At 36.7% G+C, this 24505-nt stretch carries 21 protein-coding genes; 10 read left to right on the top strand and 11 right to left on the bottom strand.

Annotated elements, in window-relative coordinates:
- Positions 1-368 precede the first annotated feature (368 nt).
- Together APB85_RS10435 and APB85_RS10430 are read left to right on the top strand one after the other, a co-directional pair.
- A complete protein-coding gene (locus APB85_RS10435) occupies positions 369-1604 on the top strand; it encodes a peptidase U32 family protein (RefSeq protein WP_057481785.1) in 1236 nt (411 codons plus the stop codon).
- Entirely contained in the window at positions 1604-1834 is a 231-nt protein-coding gene (locus APB85_RS10430; RefSeq protein ID WP_057481786.1) for a ferredoxin, read from the top strand. The genes APB85_RS10435 and APB85_RS10430 overlap by 1 nt, the downstream gene beginning before the upstream one ends.
- Before the next feature lie 24 nt (positions 1835-1858).
- Here the strand turns inward: APB85_RS10430 and APB85_RS10425 are convergent, their stop codons facing one another.
- Genes APB85_RS10425 through APB85_RS10405 form a run of 5 tightly spaced genes read right to left on the bottom strand, consistent with a single transcriptional unit; the run spans position 1859 to position 4954 of the window.
- Positions 1859-2443: a Maf-like protein gene (locus APB85_RS10425; protein ID WP_057481787.1), complete on the bottom strand. Its 585-nt coding sequence runs from the start codon at positions 2441-2443 to the stop codon at positions 1859-1861.
- Between the two features lie 6 nt (positions 2444-2449).
- On the bottom strand, positions 2450-3361 hold the full coding sequence (locus tag APB85_RS10420; protein WP_057481788.1) for a geranylgeranylglycerol-phosphate geranylgeranyltransferase: 912 nt from the start codon (positions 3359-3361) through the stop codon (positions 2450-2452).
- An 8-nt stretch (positions 3362-3369) separates the two neighbouring features.
- Positions 3370-3696 (bottom strand): DMT family transporter, encoded by a 327-nt coding sequence (locus APB85_RS10415; protein WP_057481789.1) that lies wholly within the window; start codon positions 3694-3696, stop codon positions 3370-3372.
- The gene (locus tag APB85_RS10410) at positions 3697-4209 is read right to left on the bottom strand and encodes a KdsC family phosphatase (RefSeq protein WP_057481790.1); all 513 of its coding nucleotides are present in this window, start codon (positions 4207-4209) and stop codon (positions 3697-3699) included. It lies immediately after the preceding gene.
- A complete protein-coding gene (locus APB85_RS10405) occupies positions 4193-4954 on the bottom strand; it encodes a Rossmann-like and DUF2520 domain-containing protein (protein WP_057481791.1) in 762 nt (253 codons plus the stop codon). Before APB85_RS10405 ends, APB85_RS10410 begins: the two co-directional genes overlap by 17 nt.
- Before the next feature lie 123 nt (positions 4955-5077).
- Here APB85_RS10405 and ccsA point away from each other — a divergent pair, with 123 nt between their 5' ends.
- On the top strand, positions 5078-8266 hold the full coding sequence (gene ccsA / locus APB85_RS10400) for a cytochrome c biogenesis protein CcsA (protein ID WP_057481792.1): 3189 nt from the start codon (positions 5078-5080) through the stop codon (positions 8264-8266).
- Between the two features lie 171 nt (positions 8267-8437).
- Here the strand turns inward: ccsA and fumC are convergent, their stop codons facing one another.
- Positions 8438-9835 (bottom strand): class II fumarate hydratase, encoded by a 1398-nt coding sequence (gene fumC / locus APB85_RS10395; protein ID WP_057481793.1) that lies wholly within the window; start codon positions 9833-9835, stop codon positions 8438-8440.
- 181 nt (positions 9836-10016) lie between these two features.
- Here fumC and APB85_RS17330 point away from each other — a divergent pair, with 181 nt between their 5' ends.
- Positions 10017-10193 (top strand): hypothetical protein, encoded by a 177-nt coding sequence (locus APB85_RS17330; protein ID WP_057481794.1) that lies wholly within the window; start codon positions 10017-10019, stop codon positions 10191-10193.
- 94 nt (positions 10194-10287) lie between these two features.
- Here APB85_RS17330 and APB85_RS10390 read toward each other — a convergent pair whose 3' ends face one another.
- The 4 genes from APB85_RS10390 to prfB all read right to left on the bottom strand — a co-directional run bounded on the left by APB85_RS10390 (position 10288) and on the right by prfB (position 14849).
- The gene (locus tag APB85_RS10390) at positions 10288-12816 is read right to left on the bottom strand and encodes an outer membrane beta-barrel protein (RefSeq protein ID WP_057481795.1); all 2529 of its coding nucleotides are present in this window, start codon (positions 12814-12816) and stop codon (positions 10288-10290) included.
- A 119-nt stretch (positions 12817-12935) separates the two neighbouring features.
- Positions 12936-13307 (bottom strand): hypothetical protein, encoded by a 372-nt coding sequence (locus tag APB85_RS10385; protein ID WP_057481796.1) that lies wholly within the window; start codon positions 13305-13307, stop codon positions 12936-12938.
- A gap of 31 nt (positions 13308-13338) precedes the next feature.
- Positions 13339-13680, bottom strand: a complete 342-nt coding sequence (locus APB85_RS10380; protein WP_057481797.1) for an arsenate reductase family protein — start codon at positions 13678-13680, stop codon at positions 13339-13341.
- 70 nt (positions 13681-13750) lie between these two features.
- Positions 13751-14849 (bottom strand): peptide chain release factor 2 gene (gene prfB / locus APB85_RS10375; RefSeq protein ID WP_111327964.1). Its coding sequence is split into 2 segments (ribosomal slippage): positions 13751-14785 and positions 14787-14849, totalling 1098 coding nucleotides; the frame shifts between segments, so codons are not numbered across the junction.
- 98 nt (positions 14850-14947) lie between these two features.
- On the opposite strand from prfB, the gene APB85_RS10370 reads away from it, so the two are divergent.
- The 3 genes from APB85_RS10370 to APB85_RS10360 all read left to right on the top strand — a co-directional run bounded on the left by APB85_RS10370 (position 14948) and on the right by APB85_RS10360 (position 19188).
- Positions 14948-17368: a zinc-dependent metalloprotease gene (locus APB85_RS10370; RefSeq protein ID WP_057481799.1), complete on the top strand. Its 2421-nt coding sequence runs from the start codon at positions 14948-14950 to the stop codon at positions 17366-17368.
- Positions 17369-17554: 186 nt separating this feature from the next.
- Positions 17555-18583: a threonine aldolase family protein gene (locus tag APB85_RS10365; protein WP_057481862.1), complete on the top strand. Its 1029-nt coding sequence runs from the start codon at positions 17555-17557 to the stop codon at positions 18581-18583.
- A gap of 89 nt (positions 18584-18672) precedes the next feature.
- On the top strand, positions 18673-19188 hold the full coding sequence (locus APB85_RS10360) for a redoxin domain-containing protein (protein WP_057481800.1): 516 nt from the start codon (positions 18673-18675) through the stop codon (positions 19186-19188).
- A gap of 83 nt (positions 19189-19271) precedes the next feature.
- Here the strand turns inward: APB85_RS10360 and APB85_RS10355 are convergent, their stop codons facing one another.
- On the bottom strand, positions 19272-19595 hold the full coding sequence (locus tag APB85_RS10355; RefSeq protein WP_057481801.1) for a YbaB/EbfC family nucleoid-associated protein: 324 nt from the start codon (positions 19593-19595) through the stop codon (positions 19272-19274).
- 63 nt (positions 19596-19658) lie between these two features.
- Between APB85_RS10355 and APB85_RS10350 the strand changes: the two genes are divergently transcribed.
- The 3 genes from APB85_RS10350 (at position 19659) to APB85_RS10340 (ending at position 24434) form a co-directional block, all read left to right on the top strand.
- On the top strand, positions 19659-21785 hold the full coding sequence (locus APB85_RS10350; RefSeq protein ID WP_057481802.1) for a S9 family peptidase: 2127 nt from the start codon (positions 19659-19661) through the stop codon (positions 21783-21785).
- Positions 21786-21981: 196 nt separating this feature from the next.
- On the top strand, positions 21982-23022 hold the full coding sequence (locus APB85_RS10345; protein WP_057481803.1) for a PLP-dependent cysteine synthase family protein: 1041 nt from the start codon (positions 21982-21984) through the stop codon (positions 23020-23022).
- Between the two features lie 146 nt (positions 23023-23168).
- Entirely contained in the window at positions 23169-24434 is a 1266-nt protein-coding gene (locus APB85_RS10340; protein ID WP_057481804.1) for an aminotransferase class I/II-fold pyridoxal phosphate-dependent enzyme, read from the top strand.
- Positions 24435-24505 lie beyond the last annotated feature (71 nt).

The raw sequence follows: 24505 nt of genomic DNA, 5'->3' as shown, positions 1-24505 counted from the left end.
ATTAATTTTTTAGTTTTCGGGATAGTCGTGTTTTAACGACAAGGCTTGCAATCACAAATTATGTCAGGAATTTATTCGTGCATTCAGTAATCGGTTTTCACTTTCTATCTTTTTGAGATAGCTAATATTTTGGGAAATTGCTATTACCTCTTTTTTTAGCTTCCCCAAAGGCGGATACTAATGTCTTTGCTTGCACCTATTCTATTTATTTTCTGATCAAAAAAGATTTCGAAATCTATCAAAATATGATTTTAATCAGGAGGAAGGAATGAGGTTTTTAATTTTTTTGCAGTGTTTTTAGCCGATTTAATTCGGCAGCAATATCTTTTGAATTTAGCTATTAAAATTATCACTTATTAGATTTTTGAATGAAGACGAAAATGGAACTTATGGCTCCCGCGGGAAATTTTGAATCCCTGCAGGCGGCTCTTGACAATGGAGCAAATTCAGTTTATTTTGGAATAGACCAACTTAATATGAGGGCAAGAGCTTCTGTAAATTTTACTATGGAAGATCTGCCGGAAATTACCCGTAGGTGTGAAGCGAAGAATGTAAGTACTTATCTTACTCTTAATACAATTATTTGCGACCATGACCTTTCGCTTATCAAAACTCTTTTGAACAAAGCGAAGGAGGCCGGGGTCACGGCTGTGATCGCGTCAGACCAGGCCGTCATTGCCTCGGCAAGAGAACAAGGAATGGCTGTTCATATTTCTACCCAACTTAACATCACTAATATTGAGACGATAAAATTCTACAGTCTTTTCGCCGAAACTATGGTGCTTTCTCGCGAGCTAAGTCTGCGCCAGGTAAAAAAGATTACCGAACAAATTGAAAAAAACCAGATAAAAGGGCCGTCGGGCGAATTGGTTAAAGTTGAGATTTTTGGTCACGGTGCCTTATGTATGGCAGTTTCGGGAAAATGCTATTTAAGTCTGCATTCAGATAATTCTTCGGCAAATCGTGGTGCGTGTAAACAAAATTGCCGTAAAAAATATACAGTTATCGACCAGGAAACCGGTTTTGAGGTCGAGATCGATAATAAGTATATGATGTCACCTAAAGATCTTTGCACGCTTGACTTTCTAGATCAAGTTATGGATGCCGGTATTCAGATACTTAAAATTGAAGGCCGTGGTCGTGCTCCCGAGTATGTAGCTACAGTTACTAGGGTGTATCGGGAAGCTATAGATGCTCTTGATGAAGGTACATTTACTTCAGAAAAAGTAGAAGCCTGGATGGAGCGATTGGCAACGGTATATAATCGTGGTTTCTGGAGCGGTTATTATTTAGGTCAGAAACTGGGAGAATGGAGTAAAACCTCCGGATCTCAGGCTACGCAGAAAAAAATATATGTTGGAAAAGGAATTCATTATTTCCCTAAAGCAGGAATCGCGGAATTTAAGATAGAGGCTTACGATATTAAGAAAGGAGATAAACTTCTAATAACCGGGCCAAGTACCGGAGCTAAAGAAATTGATTTAGAGGAACTTTATGTAAATGAGACCAGCATGCTAAAGGCTATAAAGGGAGATTCCTGCACTATAAAAGTCCCGTTTAGGGTTAGACTTTCTGATAAACTTTATAAAATGGTAGAAGCCTAATGGTAGTCATCACTTTACAGCGCCAAAAATGTATTGGATGCAATTATTGCGTAGAACTAGCTCCTGAACAGTTCCAGATGTCTAAAAAGGATGGAAAATCGGTTTTGCTGAATGCAATTGATAAGAAAGGTTTCCATACCTTAAAATCTCCAGATCATAGCATCCTTGCGCCGGCTGAAGCAGCGGCAGCGGCCTGTCCGGTTAAAATCATCAAAGTGAAAGATATTTAAAAAGTAATGAAATTCAATTTGCTTTTAAGCTAAATCTATTAGTTCTTTATAAACCAGGTGAGTGGGAAGACCAACCACATTAAAATAACTTCCTTCCAGGTTAGTTATCCCGATAAGGCCAATCCATTCCTGAATGGCATACCCGCCGGCTTTATCAAAAGGTTTAAAGTTTTCTACATAATAATCAATTTCACCGCTGGTAAGTTCTTTGAAGCTTACCTTCGTCTCACAATTTACTGTAGACTGGTGATTGTGCGTAGTAAAACAAACCGATGTAAAGACACTATGGGTTTTGCCGGAAAGTGATCTAAGCATTTCTTTAGCTTCAGATGCCGTTGCCGGTTTTCCCATTGCGTTTCCTTCATTATAAACAATGGTGTCGCTGGTAATTAGAATTTGATCTTTTTTTAATTCTTTCTGAAAAGCTTCGGCTTTTAATTGCGCTAAAAAATCGGTTATTTCTTCTTTTTGAAGGTAATCTGGATGAACTTCTTTAACCGGTCTTACATCTGCTTTAAAAGGAATGTCCAGGTCTTTAAAGAATTGATGTCTCCTTGGGGAGCCAGATGCAAGAATGATTTCTTTATTTTTTAAAAGTTCTTTCAGCATAACATATTAGAGTAAAAATTGATAAAATCCGATAGAGATGAGTCCGAAAAATAAAATAATTTTCAGCATTAAACTTAAGTGCATATAATCTTTTTTCTTCGTAGCCTCCCAGATACGCACCTGAAAATAGAGGAGGGGTGCAAGAATAAAAAGTAGCGAGTAAATTACCAGAAAAGTATTCTCAAAGAGATAATTATAAATATAATAGACTATTGCAACTATAGGTAAAATGCCAATCGCAAAAATGATTTTGTTAGTGCGACTATGGCCAAGCACAATAGGCAGGGTTTTGATGCCTACGTTGTAATCACCTTTTGTATCTTCCTGGTCCTTTACCATTTCTCTCAATAGATTCACTAAAAATGCAAACACAGCATAATCCAGTAGAATAGAAAATAATAAAGATTGAATTTTTTTATTTTGCGGGGAAATTGAAGGAAAAAGATCGAAAACTGCTGGCAATAGCACTACAAAAGCTACGAGGAAACTTATTAAAATATTCCCTAAAACCGGAATTTGCTTCAGGTAACTCGCGTATAAATAAAGTAATGCTGAAGAAAAGATAAAAATCGCTACAAAGGCAGGTCTCCCGAGCAAATTTGCCAAATAAAAACCTATTGCCACTCCAATAATATTTAGAGTGATAAACAAGTTGTTGGATTTTTTCTCTGAAATCTTATTCCCTACGATCAGCTTTTGGGGTTTATTAATTTTATCGGCCTGGATATCATAAATATCATTAATTACATAACCTGAAGCCGCGATACATAGCGTCGCCAGAATTAATAAAGCGTAGCCGAACGCGTTAAGCGTAATTGTAGCACCAAATTCTTCAAAAAATGAAAATTTTATTAGAATTAGGCTTAGGGCTATAAAAATAAGATTCGGCCACCTTAGTAGCCTTATATATGCGATCATATGCTAGATTATTCTGAAACAAATTTTAAACCTACGATAGAAATTATTAGGGTACTAAGAAAGAAAATACGCCAAAAATTAGCGGGTTCTTTAAAAATAAATATTCCTAGCAACACGGTTCCTACCGCGCCAATTCCAGTCCAAACGGCATAGGCTGTACCAATTGGTAATGTTTGTGTGGCTTTATAAAGCAAAAGCATACTTATACTTAGTGAAATTAAAAAACCTGCAAACCAAAGGTTGGAGCTACTGCCCGTGGTCACCTTCGTTTTACCAAGGCAAAATGCAAAACCAACTTCAAAAAGACCGGCGAGAATAAGTAGAATCCAGTTCATTTAAACTTTATCCATCCATTTTCCCTGCACTTTCATCACTTGCTCTATAACATCTCGAACACAGCCTTTTCCGCCTTTTTTGTGAGAAACGTACTTGGAGATCTCTTTAACTTCAGCTACGGCATCCTGGGGGCAGCACGGTAAACCAACCAGTTTCATTGGGTAGTAATCTGGAATATCATCTCCCATATAAAGTACATTTTCGGCATTGATCTCATAGATATCAAAGAACTCATCCATTTGTTCCACTTTATCGTGAATACCCAGATAGATATCGTTTATTCCAAGATCTCTTAGTCTTTTTCTAACGCCTTCATTTTTTCCTCCAGAAATAACGCAAACCGTGTAACCAGCTGTTTTTGCTGCTTTAAGTGCATAACCATCTTTAATATTCATAGTTCGCAGAAGTTCTCCTGCGGTGCTAATTTGTATGCTGCCATCGGTGAGTACACCATCTACATCAAACACAAAGGTGTTGATTTGGTTTAGGTATTCTTTATAATTTTTTTCCATGTAAATCTTGAATAGATTGGGTTAAAAGACTGTAAATATCCTTATGTTTTTTAGATAAAAATGCTAAATGGGTTTCAATTGTTTTTTGATCATTTCTCAAAGCCGGGCCGGTTTGCGCCTCAAGTGGATTTAAACTCTCAATTTTAGAAGCAGTTTCTGCTATAAGTGGCTTTAAAATGCTGAAGTCTATTTTATTCTCTGCACAAATTTCAGCTCCTATTGAATATAAATGATTACTGAAATTATTCACAAAAACTGCTGCAACGTGTAAAGCTTTGCGCTGTTCAGAATCAATTTCACGCACATCTATTGTAATTCTTGAAGCCAGACTTCTTATTTTTTCTAAATTTTCGGCTGAATTTGCTTCGATGCAAACCGGTATTTTAGAAAAATCTACTGCCTTATTTTTTGAAAAGGTCTGCAATGGATAAAAAACGCCAAAATTAGTTGTGCTATCCAATGCATTTAAGCCAACGGCACCCGAGGTATGTAAAATAATACCAACATAACTCTTAAGTTTTTCGGCTATTTCAGGAATAACATCATCTTTTAAAGCAAGTAAATAGAAATGAGCAGGTTTTAAGTTTTTGATATTAGTGGTGGTATCTGTAAAATTTGAAAAATATTTCAGGCTTTCCTGCCGGTGATTATAAACCTGGATCACCCGGATGTTTTCCGACTCAGAAAAGGCATTGAATAAATGAAAAGCTATGTTTCCGGTGCCTAAAATTACCATTTCTATCATTCGGCTAAATTATTAAAAATAATCAGGCAATAAAATTAACATTCGTGTAGGAGATTGTCTTTGTTTTTACCTGCGCAAACCGTTAAAAATCCTTAAATTTGCAGCCGTAAAAAGAGTTACTTCATGCAGAATAAAATAGCGTCTGTCATATTTTCTACACGTATAATGGCAGTCTTGTTTGTGGTCTTTGCCGTGGCCATGGCGTTCGGAACATTTATTGAAAGTTGGTATAGTATTGAAACAGCGAGGGTGTTAATCTACAACACCTGGTGGTTTGAGGCTATAATGGTGTTTTTTGTGATTAATTTCGCCGGAAATATTAAGCGTTATAACCTCCATAAACGCGAAAAATGGTCTTCCCTTTTAATCCACCTATCTTTTGTATTAATCCTGGTTGGCGCGTTCATTACGCGTTATATTAGTTATGAGGGTGTTATGCCAATACGCGAAGGCGAAACTACCAATGTTATGCTTTCCCAAAAAACTTTTCTCACAACCTTTATTGACGGTGAAATTGATGGCGAGCCCAGGCGTAGGGTTTTGCAGGAACCGGTGCTTTTTGCTCCAGAGACTGAAAACGAGTATGTGCTGAATACCGACTATAATGGCCAACCGGTTACTATAGAAGCAACTAATTTTATTTACGGTGCTAAAGAAGAATTGGTACCCGCTGAAGATGGGATAAATCATCTTAAAATTGTTGAAGCAGGAGGTGGGGAACGCCACGATCATTATTTGAAAGAAGGCGAAGTTCAAAATATTCATAATGTTTTGTTTTCATTGAACGAGCCCACCGAAGGTGCTATTAATATCACTTACAATGAAGCAAGTGGGAAATACACCATAGATTCTCCTTTTGAGGGAGATTATATGCGAATGGCTGACCAGAAGCGTGGAGATTTAGTAAAAGATTCTACCCAAAACCTGATGCTTCGCTCTTTATATAATATTGGAAATATGCAATTTGTAATTCCTGAACCGGTGGTAAAAGGGAAATACGATATTGTGAGAACCCCGGAAAAAGCCGACGGCCAATCTGATGCATTAACTTTAAGGGTTTCTTCTGAAGGCGAATCTAAAACTGTCACCTTAATGGGCGGACAGGGAATTACCAGCGAACCCCAAAAGGTAGAACTTGCTGGACTCGAATTTTACCTGGATTACGGCAGTAAAGAAATAGAATTACCATTTGCGATAAAGCTTAATGACTTTATAGCTGACAAATATCCCGGTACAGAAAATAGTTATTCGGCTTTTAAAAGTAAGGTAGAAATAGTCGAAGAAGGAAAAGAGAATAGACCTTATGAAATTTATATGAACCACGTCCTGGATCACAAAGGATTTAGGTTTTTTCAAGCTAGTTTTATGCCAGATGAGAAAGGAACTATTCTTTCTGTAAACCACGATTTCTGGGGAACATGGGTTACCTACATTGGGTATTTTCTACTTTATTTAGGTTTGATGCTTATCCTTTTTGATAAAGGCTCTCGATTTGGAAATCTTAAGGAAATGCTGGAAAAAGTAAAAGACAAAAAGAAAAAGTTAACTACCGTGCTTATTTTCTTTATGGCTGCAGGTTCTATGTTTGCCCAGGCGCCTGAAGATGATCACCAACACGCCCAATCGGCTAAAAAAGAAGTAGATTCTATTCTTAAGAGTAACGCTGTAAGTGAAGAACACGCAGCTAAATTTGGTAAACTGGTAATTCAGGATGCCAGTGGAAGGATGAAACCGGCCAATACTTATTCTTCTGAATTACTTCGGAAATTAAGTAAATCTGATGAATATGAAGGTTTAAGTTCAGATCAGGTTTTGGTCTCGTTAACCCAAAATCCAATGATCTGGTACAATGTTCCAATTATATATGTTGAAAAACATAATGATAGTTTACATAATGTTTTGGGTGTAGATGAAGGGGAAAAGTATTTAACGCTAAGTAGTTTCTTTGATGAAACCGGAAGTTATAAACTCTCACCATTACTGGAAGATGCTTACCAGGCAGCGGTTCCCAATAAATTTCAAAAAGATTTTATCAATACCGATAAAAAAGTGAATTTATTGTATCGTGCGCTTCAGGGCAAAATACTTCGCATTTTCCCAATTCCGGGAGATGATAATAATAAATGGGTTTCTTATCCTGAATTAGAGGATGAAGGCGTGGTTTTTAAAGGAATGGATTCGGTGTATACTAAACAGATTCTTCCCTTGTATATGACCTCACTTTCTGAGGCCAGTGAAACCGGAGATTATACAAAAGCGAATCAATTTCTGGAAAGCATAAAAGGATTTCAGAAGAAATTCGGTGAAGAAGTGATGCCTTCAGAAGATAAGATCAATGCTGAGATCGCTTATAACAAATACGATATTTTTAAGAACCTATTCTGGATGTATATGACAGCCGGACTACTTATGTTGGTGTTTGTTATTGTTAGGATCTTTAAGGAAAATAGTGTTACAAAGTGGCTGGTGAAGATTAGTGGCGGTGTTATTGTACTGCTTTTTATACTGCATACTTTGGGACTAATTGCCCGGTGGTATATTTCTGGACATGCTCCCTGGAGTGATGCTTATGAATCTATGATCTATGTAGGTTGGGCCACCATGTTCTTTGGTTTAGCTTTCGGAAGAAAAAGTAGCTTAACTGTTGCCTCTACGGCTTTTGTAACTTCTATGATTCTAATGATCGCACATTGGAACTGGATGGATCCTTCTATTGCTAATTTACAGCCAGTACTGGATTCTTATTGGTTAATGATTCACGTGTCGGTAATTGTAGGAAGTTATGGTCCTTTTACGCTGGGAATGATCCTTGGTGCTGTGGCCTTACTGCTAATGATTTTCACTACAGAAAGCAATAAAAAGAAAATGGACCTCAATATAAAAGAGATCACCATTATTACTGAAATGGCTTTAACGGTAGGTCTTGTGATGCTTACTATAGGAAACTTCCTTGGAGGACAGTGGGCCAACGAAAGCTGGGGACGCTACTGGGGCTGGGACCCAAAAGAAACCTGGGCTTTAATTAGTATTATGGTATATGCATTTGTTATCCATATGCGTTTAGTTCCAGGGCTTAGAAGTAGATGGTTCTTTAATTTTATGGCTATTGTAGCTTTTGCCAGTATTATGATGACTTATTTTGGGGTAAACTTTTACCTGGCCGGATTACACTCTTATGCTAGCGGAGATAAAGTAATTACACCTACTTTTATTTACTATGCAGTAGCGATAGTAGCATTATTGGGAGCTGTGTCTTACTGGAGATTTCAGAAGTTTTATGCTAAAAAGCCTAAGAAAAAAAATGAAAAGTAAGTGGTAAACTTCGGATTTAAAAGTCTAGTGTCTAAAGGAACTTGGTTAGGCTTCTAATATTTTTAGATTCATAACAACTTAGATCCTGAAACAAGTTCAGGATGACGAATAACAACAAAGCCTGTCTAAAATTTTAGACAGGCTTTTTTGTTCTTATCAATTTAGAAGGAATTATTTAATATTTCCCACCATATCTTTAGGTTGCACCCACTCATCAAATTGTTCTTCGGTAAGGTGGCCTAATTCAACCGCAGCTTCTTTCAGTGTAGTTCCATCTTCGTGAGCTTTATTGGCAATTTCGGCAGCTTTATAGTAACCAATTTTAGTGTTTAAAGCAGTTACCAACATCAAAGAATTATTTAAATGTTCCTGGATTCGTGGTTTATTAGCTTCAATTCCCTTTGCGCAATTAACATCAAAAGAAACGCAGGCATCACCAATAAGTTCTGCACTTTGCAGAAGATTAGCTGCCATAACCGGTTTAAAAACATTTAGCTCAAATTGGCCTTGCATTCCACCAACACTAATAGCAACATCGTTCCCCATAACCTGAGCGCAAACCATAGTTAAAGCCTCACATTGTGTAGGATTCACTTTTCCGGGCATAATAGATGAGCCGGGCTCATTAGCCGGGATATTGATTTCGCCAATTCCACTTCGTGGCCCGGAAGAAAGCATTCTAATATCATTTCCAATTTTATTTAGGGAAACAGCTAATTGTTTTAAAGCGCCATGAGTTTCCACAAAAGCATCGTGCGCAGCAAGTGCTTCGAATTTGTTTCCAGCAGAAACAAAAGGTAGTTCAGTGAATTTGGCAATAAATTCAGATACTCTTTTAGAGTAGCCTTTTGGAGTGTTAAGTCCGGTTCCTACCGCTGTTCCACCAAGCGCTAATTCAGATAGATGCGGAAGCGTACTTTCAAGAGCTTTAATTCCGTGGTCTAATTGGGCTACATAACCGCTAAACTCCTGGCCTAAGGTTAGGGGAGTGGCATCCATAAAATGCGTACGGCCAATTTTTACCACTTCCTTAAACTCTTCTGATTTTTTCTTTAAAGTATCACGTAGTTGCTTCACACTTGGAAGCGTTACTTTGGTGATTTTTTGATAAGCCGCGATATGCATTCCCGTTGGGAAGGTATCGTTAGAAGATTGCGATTTATTAACGTCGTCGTTTGGCTGAAGTGTTTTATCTCCTTCGCCTAAAGTATTACCGGCTAATTGGTGTGCTCTATTTGCAATTACTTCGTTTACATTCATATTGCTTTGAGTACCGCTACCGGTTTGCCAAATTACCAATGGAAATTGGTCGTCGTGTTTGCCTTCCAGTATTTCATCACACACCTGGCTTATATAATCTCTCTTATCTACCGGTAAAACCCCCAATTCACAATTTGTATAAGCGGCTGCTTTCTTAAGATAAGCAAAGCCATAAACTATTTCTAAAGGCATACTGGCAGCCGGTCCAATTTTAAAATTATTCCTTGAACGTTCGGTTTGAGCACCCCAGAGTTTATCTGCCGGAACTTTTACTTCTCCAATAGTATCTTTCTCTATTCTATAATTCATAATTTTTATATTAGTTGTTACACAAATTTACAAGATAGCGGGGTTTTAAAGGAATAAATAGAGAGAATTTAGCCTTTAATTTTCCTGATTTTAATCAGCAGTTTTATAATTTCTGAAAATTTAATTGTGATAAGCCAGCAAAGCTTAGTATATTTGACCAGATCAAAAAATTTTGGAAATTATGTTCGAATTCGATCAATATCTCGGTTTTCTGGCTTTCCTGGTTATTTTAACCATGGGATTCTGGCTTATGATTTTCCTAATGGCTATTTTACCTTATTGGATAGGTGGTTCTGTTGGAGAATTGCTTAAAGAAAAGAAAGCAGCAAGAAAAAAAGCGAAAGAAGAAAAAGCATAAAAAAGGGGACAGTTAATGTCCCTTTTTTTATGCTTTAATTTTAAATAATATATAATAAACCGGCTTAAGTAAGCCGGTTTATTTGTGTTATAAATTATCCTTCAAAACCCTCCTCAAAGTCCTGATCACTATCGTTACGACGTTGTTCACGTTTCTGCTGATTAAATCTATAGATAAAAGAAACATTTACAGATTGTCCCTGTCTCCATTGGAATTCACTTTCCTGGCTAAAGAATTCTGTAGTGGTAGAACTATTTCTTTTTCTTCCGTTAAAAATATCTCTCACATTTAAAGAAAGTGTAGCTCTCTCGTTTAGGATCTCCTTACTAAAAGCAAGGTCTACGTTTAAAATTCCTTCTTGAGTTCCCTGAATTTCGTCTGAAGGGCCTCGGTAAAATAAGTTTGTTTGCCAATCTATTTTTAGTGGTAAAGTAACTTTTGAACTAAATCTACCAAACCAGCTCGAGTTGTCCTGACTATAATCGGTGCCATTAAATTCACCGTCCAGTTTAAAACGGAATACATTCACACTACCGTTTAGTCTTAACCAATCTGCCGGATTGTAAAGAAAACCTAATTCTCCACCCATCCTGTCGTTTGTAGCCAGGTTAAATGGGATACTTCTAATTACTTCTATTTGTTGACCTGAAGGTCCGCTAATAAAAACTTCCTCCTGCACTCTTTGAAAAGCATCGGTTTCTCTTTGGAAGTAAACTGAAGAGGTTAAGGTGAATTTCTCCCATTTTTTTAAATATCCAAGATCAAATGCATTAGAAAATGCAGGATTTAAGTTTGGATTCCCCTGGAAAATATTGTTACGGCTACTTCTGGAAGGGAAAGGGTTTATATACCATCCTCTTGGCCTGTTTATTCTTCGGTTATAACCTAAAGTAATGTTTTCATCTTTGCCAAGTTCATAAATAAGGTTTACGGTAGGAAATAAACCAAGATAATTATTATCAAAATCTGTATCTACTGCGAAAGAGAATTCTTCCTGTAATTCCTCTTCTGTTAATTCTGAATCAATCTCACCTTTTAAATTGGTATTCTCCAGTCTTAATCCTAAAAGAAAACTAAAACTTCCGAATTTAGTACCGTATTGCGTGTAAAGAGCCTGAACATTTTCTGAATAATCAAAAATATTTGTCTGGGTTTCATTTAGTACAAACTCCCCAAGGCTATTTTCCTGAAAAAGTTTGTAATCGGTCACCTCATTTTCAAAATTACCACGATAACCTGCTTCAAACTGAGATTCCTCTCCAATAGGTAATACGTAATCTGCCTGAATCAAATATTCCTTTTGATCTTCGTCTGTAAGTGTAGATTCCGAAGGAATATCAATTTCATCTATTTCTGTATTATTATATATGGTAAATTCATTAATAGAAGCGTCCTGAGTCTCTGTATCAGTTTCAAACTGGAAATCAGCGGTAAGTTCGTGACCTTCATTATTGAATTTCTTTACATAATTAAGTGAGAATTGAATACTCTCGTCTTCTTCATTTTCAATTTCTCTCCTGTTAGTACCTAAAAGTTCGGTGTCTCCCATTAGATAATCATTCATATTATTGGTCACATCGCGATCATCACCAATTCTATAGAAAATAGCTCCTGTAATAGAAGACATATCAGATAGGTAATATTCCATCCCAACATTGGTATTGAAACCGCGGTTGATCCTGTCATAATCCCTGTCTTCTATATTTCTATCATACATCAGGTTATCAAGAATTACATCTTCCCGTGGTTCAAAATATTGGGTGTCAAAGAAACCGTAACCCGGGGATTCAGAATATCTGTAACCGGTAGTGGTGAAGAGATTATATTTATCTGTACGGTAGTTTAAATTAGTAGAAATACTAGCATTTTCGGGAATACCACCATTTACAGTAACGGAGCCATTAAACCCAAGGGTTTCCTTTTTTCTAAGAATAATATTAATGATTCCGGCAGTACCTTCGGCATCATATCGGGCAGAAGGAGAAGTAATCACTTCTACGCGTTCTATAGCCTCAGCAGGTAATTGACTTAAAACATCGGTATTTCCAAAGCCGGCCATAGCTGAAGGTTTACCATTAATAAGGATTCTTACGTTGTCATTACCTCTTAAACTAATACCTCCTTCAATATCTACCGAAATGGATGGTACATTATTTAAGGCATCACTCACGGTACCTCCGGCCGTAGTAAGATCTTTCCCAATATTGTATATTTTCTTATCCAGCCTAATGTCAACCTGGGTGGTTTCGGCTCTCACCACAACTTCATCTAAATTGTCTGAGCTAATACCAAGCTCTATAGTTTCCAGGTTTAAATTTGAATTAACCTGGCGATTATTAAAGCGTTTGGTTTCGTAAGAAATAAATTCAACAATAATATTATAAGTGCCGGGGTCTACTTCAATATTAAAAACACCCTTGGAATTCGTAACACCGCCATTAACATTTTGCGCATCGTTAACATCTACAATAGAAATGGTCGCATATTCAAGCGGTACATTGAGCTCATTATCAATTACTTTTCCAGAAATTTCATAAGTTTTACTAGAGGATTGTGCGTAACTACTGAAAGTAAAAAAAAGAAAAAACGCTGCACTGAGCGTACTTAACATTTTGGTGGTCATAGAAATTTTTTATTCTTTGACCTTAATTAACGAAGATGGTTTAATGCGATTTGGGTTAAACTCGCGTTAAAACCAGATTTAAAATGTTAAAATGAATTTATGCTGCTGCTATTCAGAAACTAAGATTTACGGCTAATTTTTTTATTTAGCTCCAAATATTTCTGAAACTGCTTATCGGTCATTAATTTTTGCAGCTTATTATGTTCTGCTTTCTGAATTGATTTTAATTTGAAGATAATTTCATCTTCACTCAGCGCTGTTGCGTTTATGATCTCATTCTTCTTTAAAGTATACTCGATAATGAGGTCTTCCAGTTTCTCTGTTTGTTCAAAATCCAGTTCCAGTTCTTTTTTCCAGGTATAAGCAAGTTCCCGAGCTATTTCAATAAGTTCTTTCCTGCTCTTTTTATGCAAGTAAAAATGGGAATAAACAAAGCCTGCAACTAAAAATCCGGCGGCGCCTATTATTGCTATTTTATTTTGAGTTTTCATTTTTTTTGATGGTTTGATATACTAAATTTAATTACAATATATCTTCAATTTTAGAACCTGGTCTACCTACTACAGCTGTGTTTGGTGTTTCTACAATAGGTCTTTCAATAAGCTTAGGGTTTTTCACCATAACAGTGATTAACTCCTTATCGCTAAGATCTTTGTTTTTATATTCTTCTTTCCAAATTTTCTCATTGGTACGAATTAGTTGCATTGGATAAAAACTTAATTTGTCCAATAGCTTACTCAATTCTTCTTCGGAAAGTGGCTCTTTTAGGTATTCTCTTATTTGATATTCTTTCCCAGAATTTTTTACAAGTTCCAGACCTTCTCTAGATTTTTTGCATCTGGCATTGTGATAAACGGTAATCATTATTTTTTGGTTTTGGCTATTTTAAAATAAACAATAAATTTTAAATCTAAAATATATTGGCAGAAACTTATCAATCTTCCTGCCGTTGTCCCATCATCATTAAAAAAGCTTTCAGAAAAATATCAATTTCTCCATTCATTACGGCATCTACATTCCCCGTCTCTTCTGCAGTTCTAACATCTTTTACCAACTTATAAGGATGCATCACATAATTTCTAATTTGTGATCCCCATTCTATTTTCATCTTAGAATCCTCAATCTCCCTGCGCTGTGCCTGTTGCTTCTGAAGTTCGATCTCATACAACTGACTTTTTAAAAGCTGCATAGCCTTAGTTTTGTTTTCCAGCTGGGAACGGGTTTCAGAATTTTCAACAACAATTCCGGTAGGAGCGTGGCGTAATCTAACCGCAGTTTCTACCTTATTTACATTCTGTCCTCCCGCACCTGAAGAACGCATAGTTTCCCAAGAAATTTCTGAAGGGTTAATATCTATTTCTATAGAATCATCAGCCAGCGGATATACATATACCGAAGCGAAAGAAGTGTGGCGTTTTGCATTACTATCAAATGGGGAAATTCGTACCAGTCTGTGTACGCCATTTTCTCCTTTTAACCATCCAAAAGCAAATTCACCTTGAATCTCCAGTGTAACGGTTTTAATTCCCGCAACATCTCCCGCCTGGTAATTTAATTCTTTAATTTTAAAATTGCGTTTTTCGGCCCACATCAGGTACATACGCATAAGCATTTCGGCCCAATCGCAACTTTCGGTACCACCGGCACCGGCTGTTATTTGTAAAACAGCGCTTAACTTATCACCTTCTTCAGAAAGCATATTTTTAAACTCCAGATCTTCTATAAGGTCTAAAGCTTGCTTGTTTTTGTCTAAAACATCTTGGTCGCTGGCTTCCCCTTCTTTATAAAACTCATAAAGAACCTCAAGATCTTCGACCAAGGTTTGCGCTTTCTCAAAATCGGTTACCCATTGTTTTTCAGCATTAAGATCACGCATTGTGATCTCAGCTTTTTTAGGATCGTCCCAAAAATCTGGAGCAAAAGTTTTTTCTTCCTGATTGGATATTTCTATTTTCTTGGCATCAATGTCAAAGATACCTCCTTAACGCACCAAGGCGCTCTCTAAGATCTTTGATATGCTCGTGTGTGATCATACTTGTAAATTTTAAAGGTAAAAATAGAATTTAAGACCGCGCCGGGAAAGTATTTAACGATATTTTTATAGTTTTAGACTTCCTATAAAATCACGTAAATGAAGCATTTTTTACTTATTTTCCTGTTAGTCAGTTTCTCAGTTCCTGGAATGGCACAATTTCTTTCTGAAAAAGAAAATCTTAAAGAATTTGAAGGCTTTTTTAATTTTCATTATAACGAAGATAAAGATGAAATTTACCTTGAAGTTGATAAGCTGGAAAGTGAATTTTTATATGTGCACGCCTTAACCAGCGGACTTGGGTCTAACGATATAGGATTAGATCGTGGGCAGTTAGGAAATGAAGCTATTGTAAAATTTCAGAAAGCGGGAAATAAGTTACTGCTGGTGCAACCGAATCAGAGATACAGAGCAGAAACCGATAACGCATTAGAGAAGCGAAGTGTGGAGCAGGCTTTTGCAAAATCGGTTATCTACGGTTTTGAAATTAAGGAAGAAAAAGATTCAGTTTATATTATAGATTTCACTCCTTTTTTGATGGAGGATGCTCATAATGTGGCCGGCCGACTTAAAAAAGGAGAATATGGAACCTATAAACTCGATAAATCTAAAAGTGCACTTTCTTTAGGACGTACAAAAGCTTTTCCTGAAAATGTAGAATTTGAAGCTCTGCTTACTTTTAAAGGTGAACCCAAGGGAAGAACGCTGCAAAGTGTAGCGCCAGATGCTAAAAAGCTTAGTGTTATTCAGCATCATTCTTTTGTGAAATTACCCGATGATAATTATCAAAAACGACTTTTTGATCCTCGCAGCGGTGCGATCTCAATTTCTTATTTAGACTATTCCACTCCGGTTTACGAACCTATAGAAAAGAAATTTGCCATTCGCCATCGCTTAAAAAAGAAAAATCCCGAAGCTGAAATTAGTGAACCCGAAGAGCCGATTGTTTATTATTTGGATCCCGGTACGCCAGAACCGGTAAAGTCGGCTTTACTGGAAGGAGCGCGTTGGTGGAATGAAGCTTTTGAAGAGATTGGTTATAAAGACGCTTTTCAGGTTAAAATGCTCCCCGAAGATGCCGATCCTTTAGATACACGTTACAATATGATACAATGGGTTCACCGCTCTACGCGCGGGTGGAGTTATGGTGCCAGCGTGGTAGATCCCAGAACCGGTGAAATTATAAAAGGCCATGTAAGTTTAGGAAGCTTAAGGATTCGGCAGGATTTTATGATCGCCCAGGCTTTATTAAATAAGCCCTTTGCTGAAAGTGATAAAAATCACGAGAAAATGATGGAAATGGCTGTGGCTAGAATTCGGCAACTATCGGCTCACGAAATTGGTCATACTATTGGTTTTGCTCATAATTTTGCTGCAAGTGTAAATGATAACGCCTCGGTAATGGATTACCCGCATCCACAATTCAGCCTGGAAAATGACGAAATTAGCATTGCAAATGCCTACGATACCGGAATAGGGGAATGGGATAAAGTAACTGTTAAATATTCTTATGCTGATATTCCTGAAAATACTTCAGAAAGAGAATTTCTAAACTCAGTTTTAGAACAGGCACAAGAGGCCGGTCACCAATTTATTTCAGATTCAGATGCCCGGGCGCAGGGAGGAGCTCATATAAACGCACATCTTTGGGATAATGGTAAAAACGCAACTGAAGAATTAGAAAGAATCTTAAAAATCAGAAAAAAAGGTATCGAGAATTTTTCGGCAGATAATATTCGAACTAGCGAGCCTTACTCGGTGTTGGAAGATGTTTTTGTGCCGTTATATTTTTTACATCGTTACCAGGTTGAATCGGCGGTGAAAATCATTGGAGGACTCGATTATAATTATGTAGTAAAAGGTGGAAATAATGAAAATTGGGAAAGCGCAACTTTAGAAATGCAGGAAAATGCGTTAAATGCGATTTTGAAAACTTTAGATGCAGAAGTTATTGCAATTCCGCAGGAAAAACTGGACTTATTCCCACCGCGAGCTTTTGGTTACAATCGCAGCCGCGAATCTTTTAAAAGTAATACCGGGGTATCATTTGATGCCCTGGGGGCACCGGTGACTTCGGCAAATTTATCGCTTTCCTTATTATTACATCCAGAAAGAATGGCGAGATTAGTTCAGCAAAAATCATTAGATAAGAAACAGTTGGGACCGGAAGAAGTTTTGAATGAATTGATAAGTAATACCATAAAAAAGTCTCACCGCAACGCTTATTTAAATGAAGTGCAGGAAGCAGTAAACTACCAGGTCTTGCTTCAGTTAATAAAATTGGCCGAAAATGAATCGGCTACGGCAAAAGTAGCAGCGATTGCCAATGCGCAAATTGAGGAATTAAAAAATTGGTTAAGTAATATGGAAGGTGTTCTATATCAACAGATGTATAGGGAAATTGAAAATTACAGGAAAAATCCCAGCGAATATAAGACCAGGTTAAACGTTCCTGAAATACCCGATGGAAGTCCTATTGGAAGTTTTAGATGTGAGCCAATGGATTATTTTAGAAATTAATAAAATAGATTTTCTCTCTTAGGGAAATAACGAAAGAAAAAATAATAAAGAGATTTCCGCCAGAGTTTATCCCATTTTTTCGGGAAGGAAATGATAAACCATATAAAGAGATTTCTTCTTTTGTGGAGTTGAAAGTTAAACAATAAAAAAGATTTCCGCCTTCGCGGAAATGACGAAAGAATGCTTATGAAAGAAATAGATTTAAGAAGTGATACCGTAACCCGCCCAACCAGCGGAATGTTGAAAGCAATAATGGGAGCCGAAGTTGGTGATGATGTTTATAAAGAAGATCCTAGCGTAAATGCCTTAGAAGAAAAACTGGCAAAAATGTTCGGAAGGGATGAAGCCTTATTTTTTCCTACAGGAAGTATGGCCAACCAGGCGGCTATAAAATTGCATACACAACCAGCCGAACAGCTTATTTGTGATAAATGGGCGCACGTTTTTAACTATGAAGGTGGTGGCGCTTCTTTTAATAGTGGGGTTTCCTGCAAGTTGATAGATGGTGATCGCGGAATGATTACCGCGGCCCAGGTTGAAGAAAATATAAATCCGCCAGACTTTTATCACAGCCCGTTGACGAGTTTAGTGTGTTTGGAAAATACCACCAATAAAGGCGGAGGCGCTTGTTATGATCTAAAAGAAATCAAAAAGATAAGAAAGGTTTGCAATACGCATAAACTCGGTTTGCATTTAGACGGTGCAAGGCTTTTTAATGCTTTGGTTGCTAAAAATGAAGATCCTAAAGATTACGGAAAATTATTTGATACTATTTCGGTTTGCCTTTCTAAAGGCCTTGGAATTCCTATGGGTTCGGTGCTTATTGGCGATAAGAAATTGATGAAAAACGCCATTAGAATTCGTAAAGTTTTGGGTGGTGGAATGCGCCAGGTTGGTTTTATGGCCGCAGCCGGAATTTATGCTTTGGATAATCACGTGGAGCGTTTAGCCGAAGACCACAAAAGAGCTGCTGATATTGCTGAAACTTTAGAAGCCGCCGATTATGTAGGGGAAGTAGAAAAGGTAGAAACAAATATCATTATTTTTTACCTCAAGAATGCTTCAGATGAAGCTGCATTTATGAAAAATCTTCAGAAGGAAAATATTAGAATAAGCAATATGGGGCAGGGCAAATTGAGAATTGTTACTCATTTAGATTATACTGAAGAAATGCACCAAAAATTCCTGAAGGTGCTCCGGGAGGTTAAATTATAGTACACTTAGAAAAATTTAACCTAAGCTTATAAAGCTTTTAATATGCTTCTGAAATTGAATTTTATAATTTTAAAAAAAAGAATTGAATTATGAAAAATGTATTGCCCAAAAAAGAAGTGCCTAGATTAAGAGTAGAAACTACAAATGGAATGCAATGGGACTTACGTGATCAAAAACCCGAAAATTTTACGCTGGTTGTTTTCTATCGGGGATTACATTGCCCGGTTTGCAAATCTTATTTGCAGGAATTAAATGAAAAAACTGAAGAATTTAGGGAAAAAGGTGTAAACATAATTTGCATTAGTGCCAACAATCAATCTCTGGCAGAAAAAACAGTAAAAGAATGGGATGTAGATAAGTTAACTATTGGTTTTAACTTTGCTACTGAAGATGCCAGAAAATGGGATCTATATGTTTCTGAAGGAATAAATGACAACGAACCCGAGGTATTTTTTGAACCCGGATTGTTTTTAATAAAACCAGATAATACGCTTTACGCAGCCTCAATACAAACCATGCCTTTTGCAAGACCAAAATTTGACGAATTGCTAAAAGCTATAGATTTTGTGCTAGAAAAGGAATATCCCGCCAGGGGAGAAGCTTAAGTAAAGTTTTAATTTATATAAGAATACCTCACAAATTTTCATATCTGTGAGGTATTTTATTTTGCTGGAAATCAGCTATAAACTTATTTAAGCATATCCATTCCCGGTATATCTGGCATACCGTCTTTAGCAACCGCTGCGAGTTCTTTTTCATTAATATCAGAAGCCTTGGCAATAGCTTTATTTAAAGTAAGTACCAGGTAATCTTCTAATTGCTCTTTATCTTCCAGTAATTCGTCTGCAACATTAATATTTTTAATCTCGCGGGTAGCAGTAATCGTTACACTCAACAAACCGTCGCTCGATTTTTCTTCAATACTAACAGTTTTTAAGCGTTCTTTAGTTTCTTCAACTTTTTGTTGGGTTTCCTTGATCTTATTCATCATACCCATCATATCTCCAAACATAGTCTTCTTTTTTAAAATTTATAAAAGGCAAATTTACTAAATTACAGGATTAATCCTGTTAATATGAATAGACTATTATGTATTTTACTGGGAAGCATTACCTTTGCAAGCGCTCAAAATAATGCAGATTTGAAAAAAGAAATTGTACCGCCTAAAGCGAAGAAAATAGCCAAAAACCTGGAATTTCACGGTGATGTGAGAGTAGATAATTATTACTGGATGAACAACCGTGATGATGCAGAAGTAATTGATTACTTAAACCAGGAGAATGAGTATAACCAGAAAATGACTGAACACACCAGGGATTTTCAACATCGGTTATTTGAGGAAATGAAAGCTAGAATCAAAGAGGATGATGAGTCGGTTCCTTATAAGTTAAATGGTTACTGGTACCTTACCCGGTTTGAAACCGGAAAAGATTATCCTATTTATTCTCGTAAAAAAGGGGAGCTTGAAGCTCCGGAAGAGCTGCTTTTTGATGTAAATGAAATGGCCGAAGGTTTTGAATATTACAGCCTTGGCGGGTTAAACGTGAGTCCCGATAACAAAATGGTGGCCTTTGGAGTAGATACTTTAAGCCGAAGAAAATATACCATACAGATTAAAGACCTGCAAACAGGAGAAATTTATCCTGATAAAATTGAGAATGCTACCGGAGGTTCTACCTGGGCAGCAGATAATAAAACACTTTTCTACACTAAAAAAGACGATCAAACCTTACGTTCTTACCGAATTTATAAGCACATTTTAGGAACTGATTCTGCTGAAGATGAACTGGTTTTTGAAGAGGAAGATGAAACTTTCAATACCTATGTGTATAAATCGAAGTCAAAAGAATACATCATCATTGGGAGCCATAGTACTTTAACTACAGAATACCGAATCTTAAAAGCCGATGATCCATCTGGTGAGTTTAAGGTTTTTCAGCCAAGAGAACGTGGCTTAGAGTATAGTATTGCACATTATGAAGATGATTTCTATGTGATGACCAATAAAGATAAAGCCACCAATTTTAGGTTAATGAAAACCCCGGTTGAAAAAACTACCCAGGAAAATTGGGTAGATGTAATTCCGCATCGGGAAGATTACCTGTTGGAAGACATAGATATTTTCAAAAAATATCTTGTGGTAAGCGAACGTCACAATGGTTTAAACAAGATAAAAGTGATACGCTGGGATAATTCAGAAGAATATTATATCCCTTTTGATAATGAAACTTACACTGCTTACATCTCTATAAACCCTTCTTTTGATACCGATATTCTAAGGTTTACCTATAACTCTATGACCACGCCAACATCGGTGATAGATTTTAATATGGAAACTCGCGAAAAGATGGTTCTAAAAGAGCAGGCGGTTTTAGATGAAAAATTTGATAAAAATAATTACCTCTCAGAAAGAATTTGGGCTATGGCAAAAGACGGTACTAAAATACCGGTTAGCCTTGTATATAAAAAAGGCACTAAACTAGATGGAAATAGCCCTTTATTACAGTATGCTTATGGTTCTTACGGGTCTACCATAGATCCTTATTTTTCAACAGTAAGACTTAGTTTGTTAGATCGTGGTTTTATCTATGCAATTGCACACATTCGCGGCGGGGAATATTTGGGACGTAATTGGTATGAAGATGGGAAACTCTTCAACAAAATGAACACATTTACCGATTATATAGATGTTTCAGAATATTTAATTCAGGAAAAATATACTTCCGCAGAACATCTTTATGCAATGGGTGGTTCTGCCGGCGGCTTACTAATGGGTGCGGTAATTAATATGGCGCCGCAACTTTATCGGGGTGTTATTGCGGCCGTTCCATTTGTAGATGTGGTTACTACTATGTTAGATGACAGTATACCATTAACGACTGGTGAATACGATGAATGGGGAAATCCTAATAATAAGGATTATTACGAATATATGATGCAATATTCTCCTTATGATAATGTGGTGGCACAGGATTATCCTAATATGCTGGTAACAACTGGCTTGCACGATTCCCAGGTGCAATATTGGGAACCGGCAAAATGGGTGGCAAAATTAAGAGAGTTAAAAACCGATGATAATTTGTTGCTTTTTCACACAAATATGGATGCAGGTCACGGCGGAGCTTCAGGAAGATTTGAAGCCTTAAAGGAAGTGGCCGAAGAATATGCGTTTTTGTTGGATTTAGAAGGAATTGACCACTAATTAAAAAATTTACCTTAAATTTGTGCGGTTTCACTTTTGTGTTTATTGTAAGTGAAATCAACCGGCACAGGTTGGCGGAATATATTTCCGATAGTTATCGGGACGAAAAAATAAAATATTTTGACCTTGTTGAAATATTTTGAGCTCATAAAATGGGCGAAATCTTTAACCCAAATTTTGTAAAGAACTTCGATTTATGAAAGAAGATTTGCAAGTATATGACAATGTATTACAACTTATAGGTAATACACCTTTGATAAAACTTAATAAAATCACCCAGAAATTTAAAGGAGAATTCTTCGCTAAAGTAGAAGCCTTTAATCCGGGACACTCCGCAAAAGATCGTATTGCACTTTATATTATAGAAGAAGCTGAAAGAAAAGGTATTCTTAAACCGGGTAGTACTATTATAGAAACTACTTCAGGCAATACCGGTTTTAGTATTGCGATGGTAAGTGTTATAAAAGGTTACGAATGTATTTTGGCTGTAAGTTCTAAAGCATCTAGAGATAAAATAGATATGCTTAGAACGATGGGAGCCAAAGTTTATGTTTGCCCTGCTCACGTATCGGCAGATGATCCCAGGTCTTATTACCAGGTGGCTAAAAGGTTGCATTCAGAAACAAAAGGCTCGGTTTATATCAATCAATATTTTAATGATTTAAATATAGACGCGCATTTTAATTCTACTGGTCCTGAGATTTGGAACCAAACCGAAGGAAAAATTACACACCTTATTGCTTGTAGTGGAACTGGAGGAACAATTTCTGGAACCGCAAGATATTTAAAGGAACAGAATCCTGAAATGAAAGTAATAGGAATAGATGCTTATGGCTCTGTTTTGAAAAAATATCACGAAACAAAAGAGTTTGATGCTAATGAGATTTACCCTTATAGAATAGAAGGACTTGGAAAAAATCTTATTCCATCGGCAACAGATTTTGAAATTATTGACCGTTTTGTTAAGGTGAGTGACGAAGATAGTGCTCATACAGCAAGGGAACTTGCTAAAACCGAAGGTTTATTTGTAGGTTATACCAGTGGTGCAGCTACACAAGGACTTAAACAACTTGCTGAAGAGGGCGAATTTGATGAGAATAGCCATGTAGTGGTAATTTATCCAGATCACGGTTCCCGATATATGGGGAAAGTTTTTAGTGATGATTGGATGGAAGAACAGGGCTTTTTTGATACTAAAAATGAGATTGAGGCACAGCCTATAGAATTTATAAAATAAGAAGTATTTTGAAACCGATTCAGAAATAAAAAATACAAAAGCATCCCGGCAGGATGCTTTTCTTTTATTTGAGTTTTAAGAAAAAAATAACTTTGTGCAATTGAGCCAATTTTAAGTATTTTTGCGGCTCGACTAAAAAAAGATCGATGAGGGATTTATTTGATAAAATATATAAAGACAAAGGACCATTAGGAAAATGGGCAGAGCAGGCAGAAGGATATTTTGTATTTCCTAAACTTGAAGGACCAATTTCTAACCGAATGAAATTTAGAGGGAAAGAAGTGATCACCTGGAGTATTAACGACTATCTGGGACTTGCTAATCATCCCGAAGTAAGAAAAGTAGACGCGGAAGCTGCTGCAGAATATGGCTCGGCTTATCCTATGGGTGCGAGAATGATGAGTGGACACACCCAGCTTCACGAACAACTTCAGGACGAACTGGCTTCTTTTGTTCATAAACAATCGGCTTACCTGCTTAATTTTGGTTACCAGGGAATGGTTTCTACCATAGATGCTTTGGTTTCTAAACAAGATGTGATCGTTTATGATGTAGATGCTCACGCTTGTATTATAGATGGTGTACGTTTACATTTAGGTCAACGTTTTACTTATAAACACAACGATCTTGAAAGTATAGAAAAAAACCTGCAGCGCGCTACTAAAATTGCAGAACAAACCGGAGGAGGAATTTTATTGATTTCTGAAGGTGTTTTTGGAATGCGTGGAGAACAGGGAAGATTAAAGGAAATTGTTGAGCTTAAGCAAAAATATAATTTTAGGTTATTTGTTGATGATGCTCATGGCTTTGGAACACTTGGTAAAACAGGTGCAGGAGCAGGTGAGGAGCAAGGCGTGCAGGATGATATTGATGTATATTTTGCCACTTTTGCTAAGTCTTTAGCAAGTACAGGTGCTTTTATTGCAGCCGATAAAGAAATTATAGACTACCTTAAATATAATTTACGTTCACAAATGTTCGCGAAATCGTTGCAAATGCAATTGGTGGTTGGCGCATTGAAACGTTTAGAAATGTTAAGAACAATGCCAGAGCTTAAAGATAAGCTTTGGGAAAATGTAAATGCGCTTCAAAACGGACTTAAAGAAAATGGTTTCGATATTGGAACTACACAAAGTTGTGTGACTCCTGTTTACTTAAAAGGAAGTATTCCGGAAGCTATGGCTTTGGTAAAAGATCTAAGGGAAAATCATGGTGTGTTCTGTTCTATTGTAGTTTATCCGGTAATTCCAAAAGGACTTATTCTTTTGAGAATGATTCCTACCGCTTCTCATACCATGGAAGATATTGAGGAAACTTTAGTTGCTTTTTCATCAATTAGAGAGCGTTTAGAAAACGGAACTTATAAAAGATTATCTGCTTCAGTTTCTGCCGCTATGGCGAGCAAAGAGTAGTTGTATTTATTGAAATAAAGCTTAAAAAACCGTTTAGAAGTTATTTTTCTTCGTCACCCTGAACTTGTTTC

This window comes from Salegentibacter mishustinae, assembly GCF_002900095.1.
In the GTDB taxonomy this organism is placed as follows: Bacteria; Bacteroidota; Bacteroidia; order Flavobacteriales; family Flavobacteriaceae; genus Salegentibacter; species Salegentibacter mishustinae.
Note: the sequence above shows the minus strand (reverse complement) of the source record. Positions and strands in the feature narration are given on the sequence as shown.

Bases quoted from the DNA above. Each gene is read 5' to 3' on its own strand.
- APB85_RS10435 (WP_057481785.1), top strand. From the start codon at position 369: ATGAAGACGAAAATGGAACTTATGGCTCCCGCGGGAAATTTTGAATCC.
- APB85_RS10430 (WP_057481786.1), top strand. From the start codon at position 1,604: ATGGTAGTCATCACTTTACAGCGCCAAAAATGTATTGGATGCAATTAT.
- APB85_RS10425 (WP_057481787.1), bottom strand. From the start codon at position 2,443: ATGCTGAAAGAACTTTTAAAAAATAAAGAAATCATTCTTGCATCTGGC.
- APB85_RS10420 (WP_057481788.1), bottom strand. From the start codon at position 3,361: ATGATCGCATATATAAGGCTACTAAGGTGGCCGAATCTTATTTTTATA.
- APB85_RS10415 (WP_057481789.1), bottom strand. From the start codon at position 3,696: ATGAACTGGATTCTACTTATTCTCGCCGGTCTTTTTGAAGTTGGTTTT.
- APB85_RS10410 (WP_057481790.1), bottom strand. From the start codon at position 4,209: ATGGAAAAAAATTATAAAGAATACCTAAACCAAATCAACACCTTTGTG.
- APB85_RS10405 (WP_057481791.1), bottom strand. From the start codon at position 4,954: ATGATAGAAATGGTAATTTTAGGCACCGGAAACATAGCTTTTCATTTA.
- ccsA (WP_057481792.1), top strand. From the start codon at position 5,078: ATGCAGAATAAAATAGCGTCTGTCATATTTTCTACACGTATAATGGCA.
- fumC (WP_057481793.1), bottom strand. From the start codon at position 9,835: ATGAATTATAGAATAGAGAAAGATACTATTGGAGAAGTAAAAGTTCCG.
- APB85_RS17330 (WP_057481794.1), top strand. From the start codon at position 10,017: ATGTTCGAATTCGATCAATATCTCGGTTTTCTGGCTTTCCTGGTTATT.
- APB85_RS10390 (WP_057481795.1), bottom strand. From the start codon at position 12,816: ATGACCACCAAAATGTTAAGTACGCTCAGTGCAGCGTTTTTTCTTTTT.
- APB85_RS10385 (WP_057481796.1), bottom strand. From the start codon at position 13,307: ATGAAAACTCAAAATAAAATAGCAATAATAGGCGCCGCCGGATTTTTA.
- APB85_RS10380 (WP_057481797.1), bottom strand. From the start codon at position 13,680: ATGATTACCGTTTATCACAATGCCAGATGCAAAAAATCTAGAGAAGGT.
- APB85_RS10370 (WP_057481799.1), top strand. From the start codon at position 14,948: ATGAAGCATTTTTTACTTATTTTCCTGTTAGTCAGTTTCTCAGTTCCT.
- APB85_RS10365 (WP_057481862.1), top strand. From the start codon at position 17,555: ATGAAAGAAATAGATTTAAGAAGTGATACCGTAACCCGCCCAACCAGC.
- APB85_RS10360 (WP_057481800.1), top strand. From the start codon at position 18,673: ATGAAAAATGTATTGCCCAAAAAAGAAGTGCCTAGATTAAGAGTAGAA.
- APB85_RS10355 (WP_057481801.1), bottom strand. From the start codon at position 19,595: ATGTTTGGAGATATGATGGGTATGATGAATAAGATCAAGGAAACCCAA.
- APB85_RS10350 (WP_057481802.1), top strand. From the start codon at position 19,659: ATGAATAGACTATTATGTATTTTACTGGGAAGCATTACCTTTGCAAGC.
- APB85_RS10345 (WP_057481803.1), top strand. From the start codon at position 21,982: ATGAAAGAAGATTTGCAAGTATATGACAATGTATTACAACTTATAGGT.
- APB85_RS10340 (WP_057481804.1), top strand. From the start codon at position 23,169: ATGAGGGATTTATTTGATAAAATATATAAAGACAAAGGACCATTAGGA.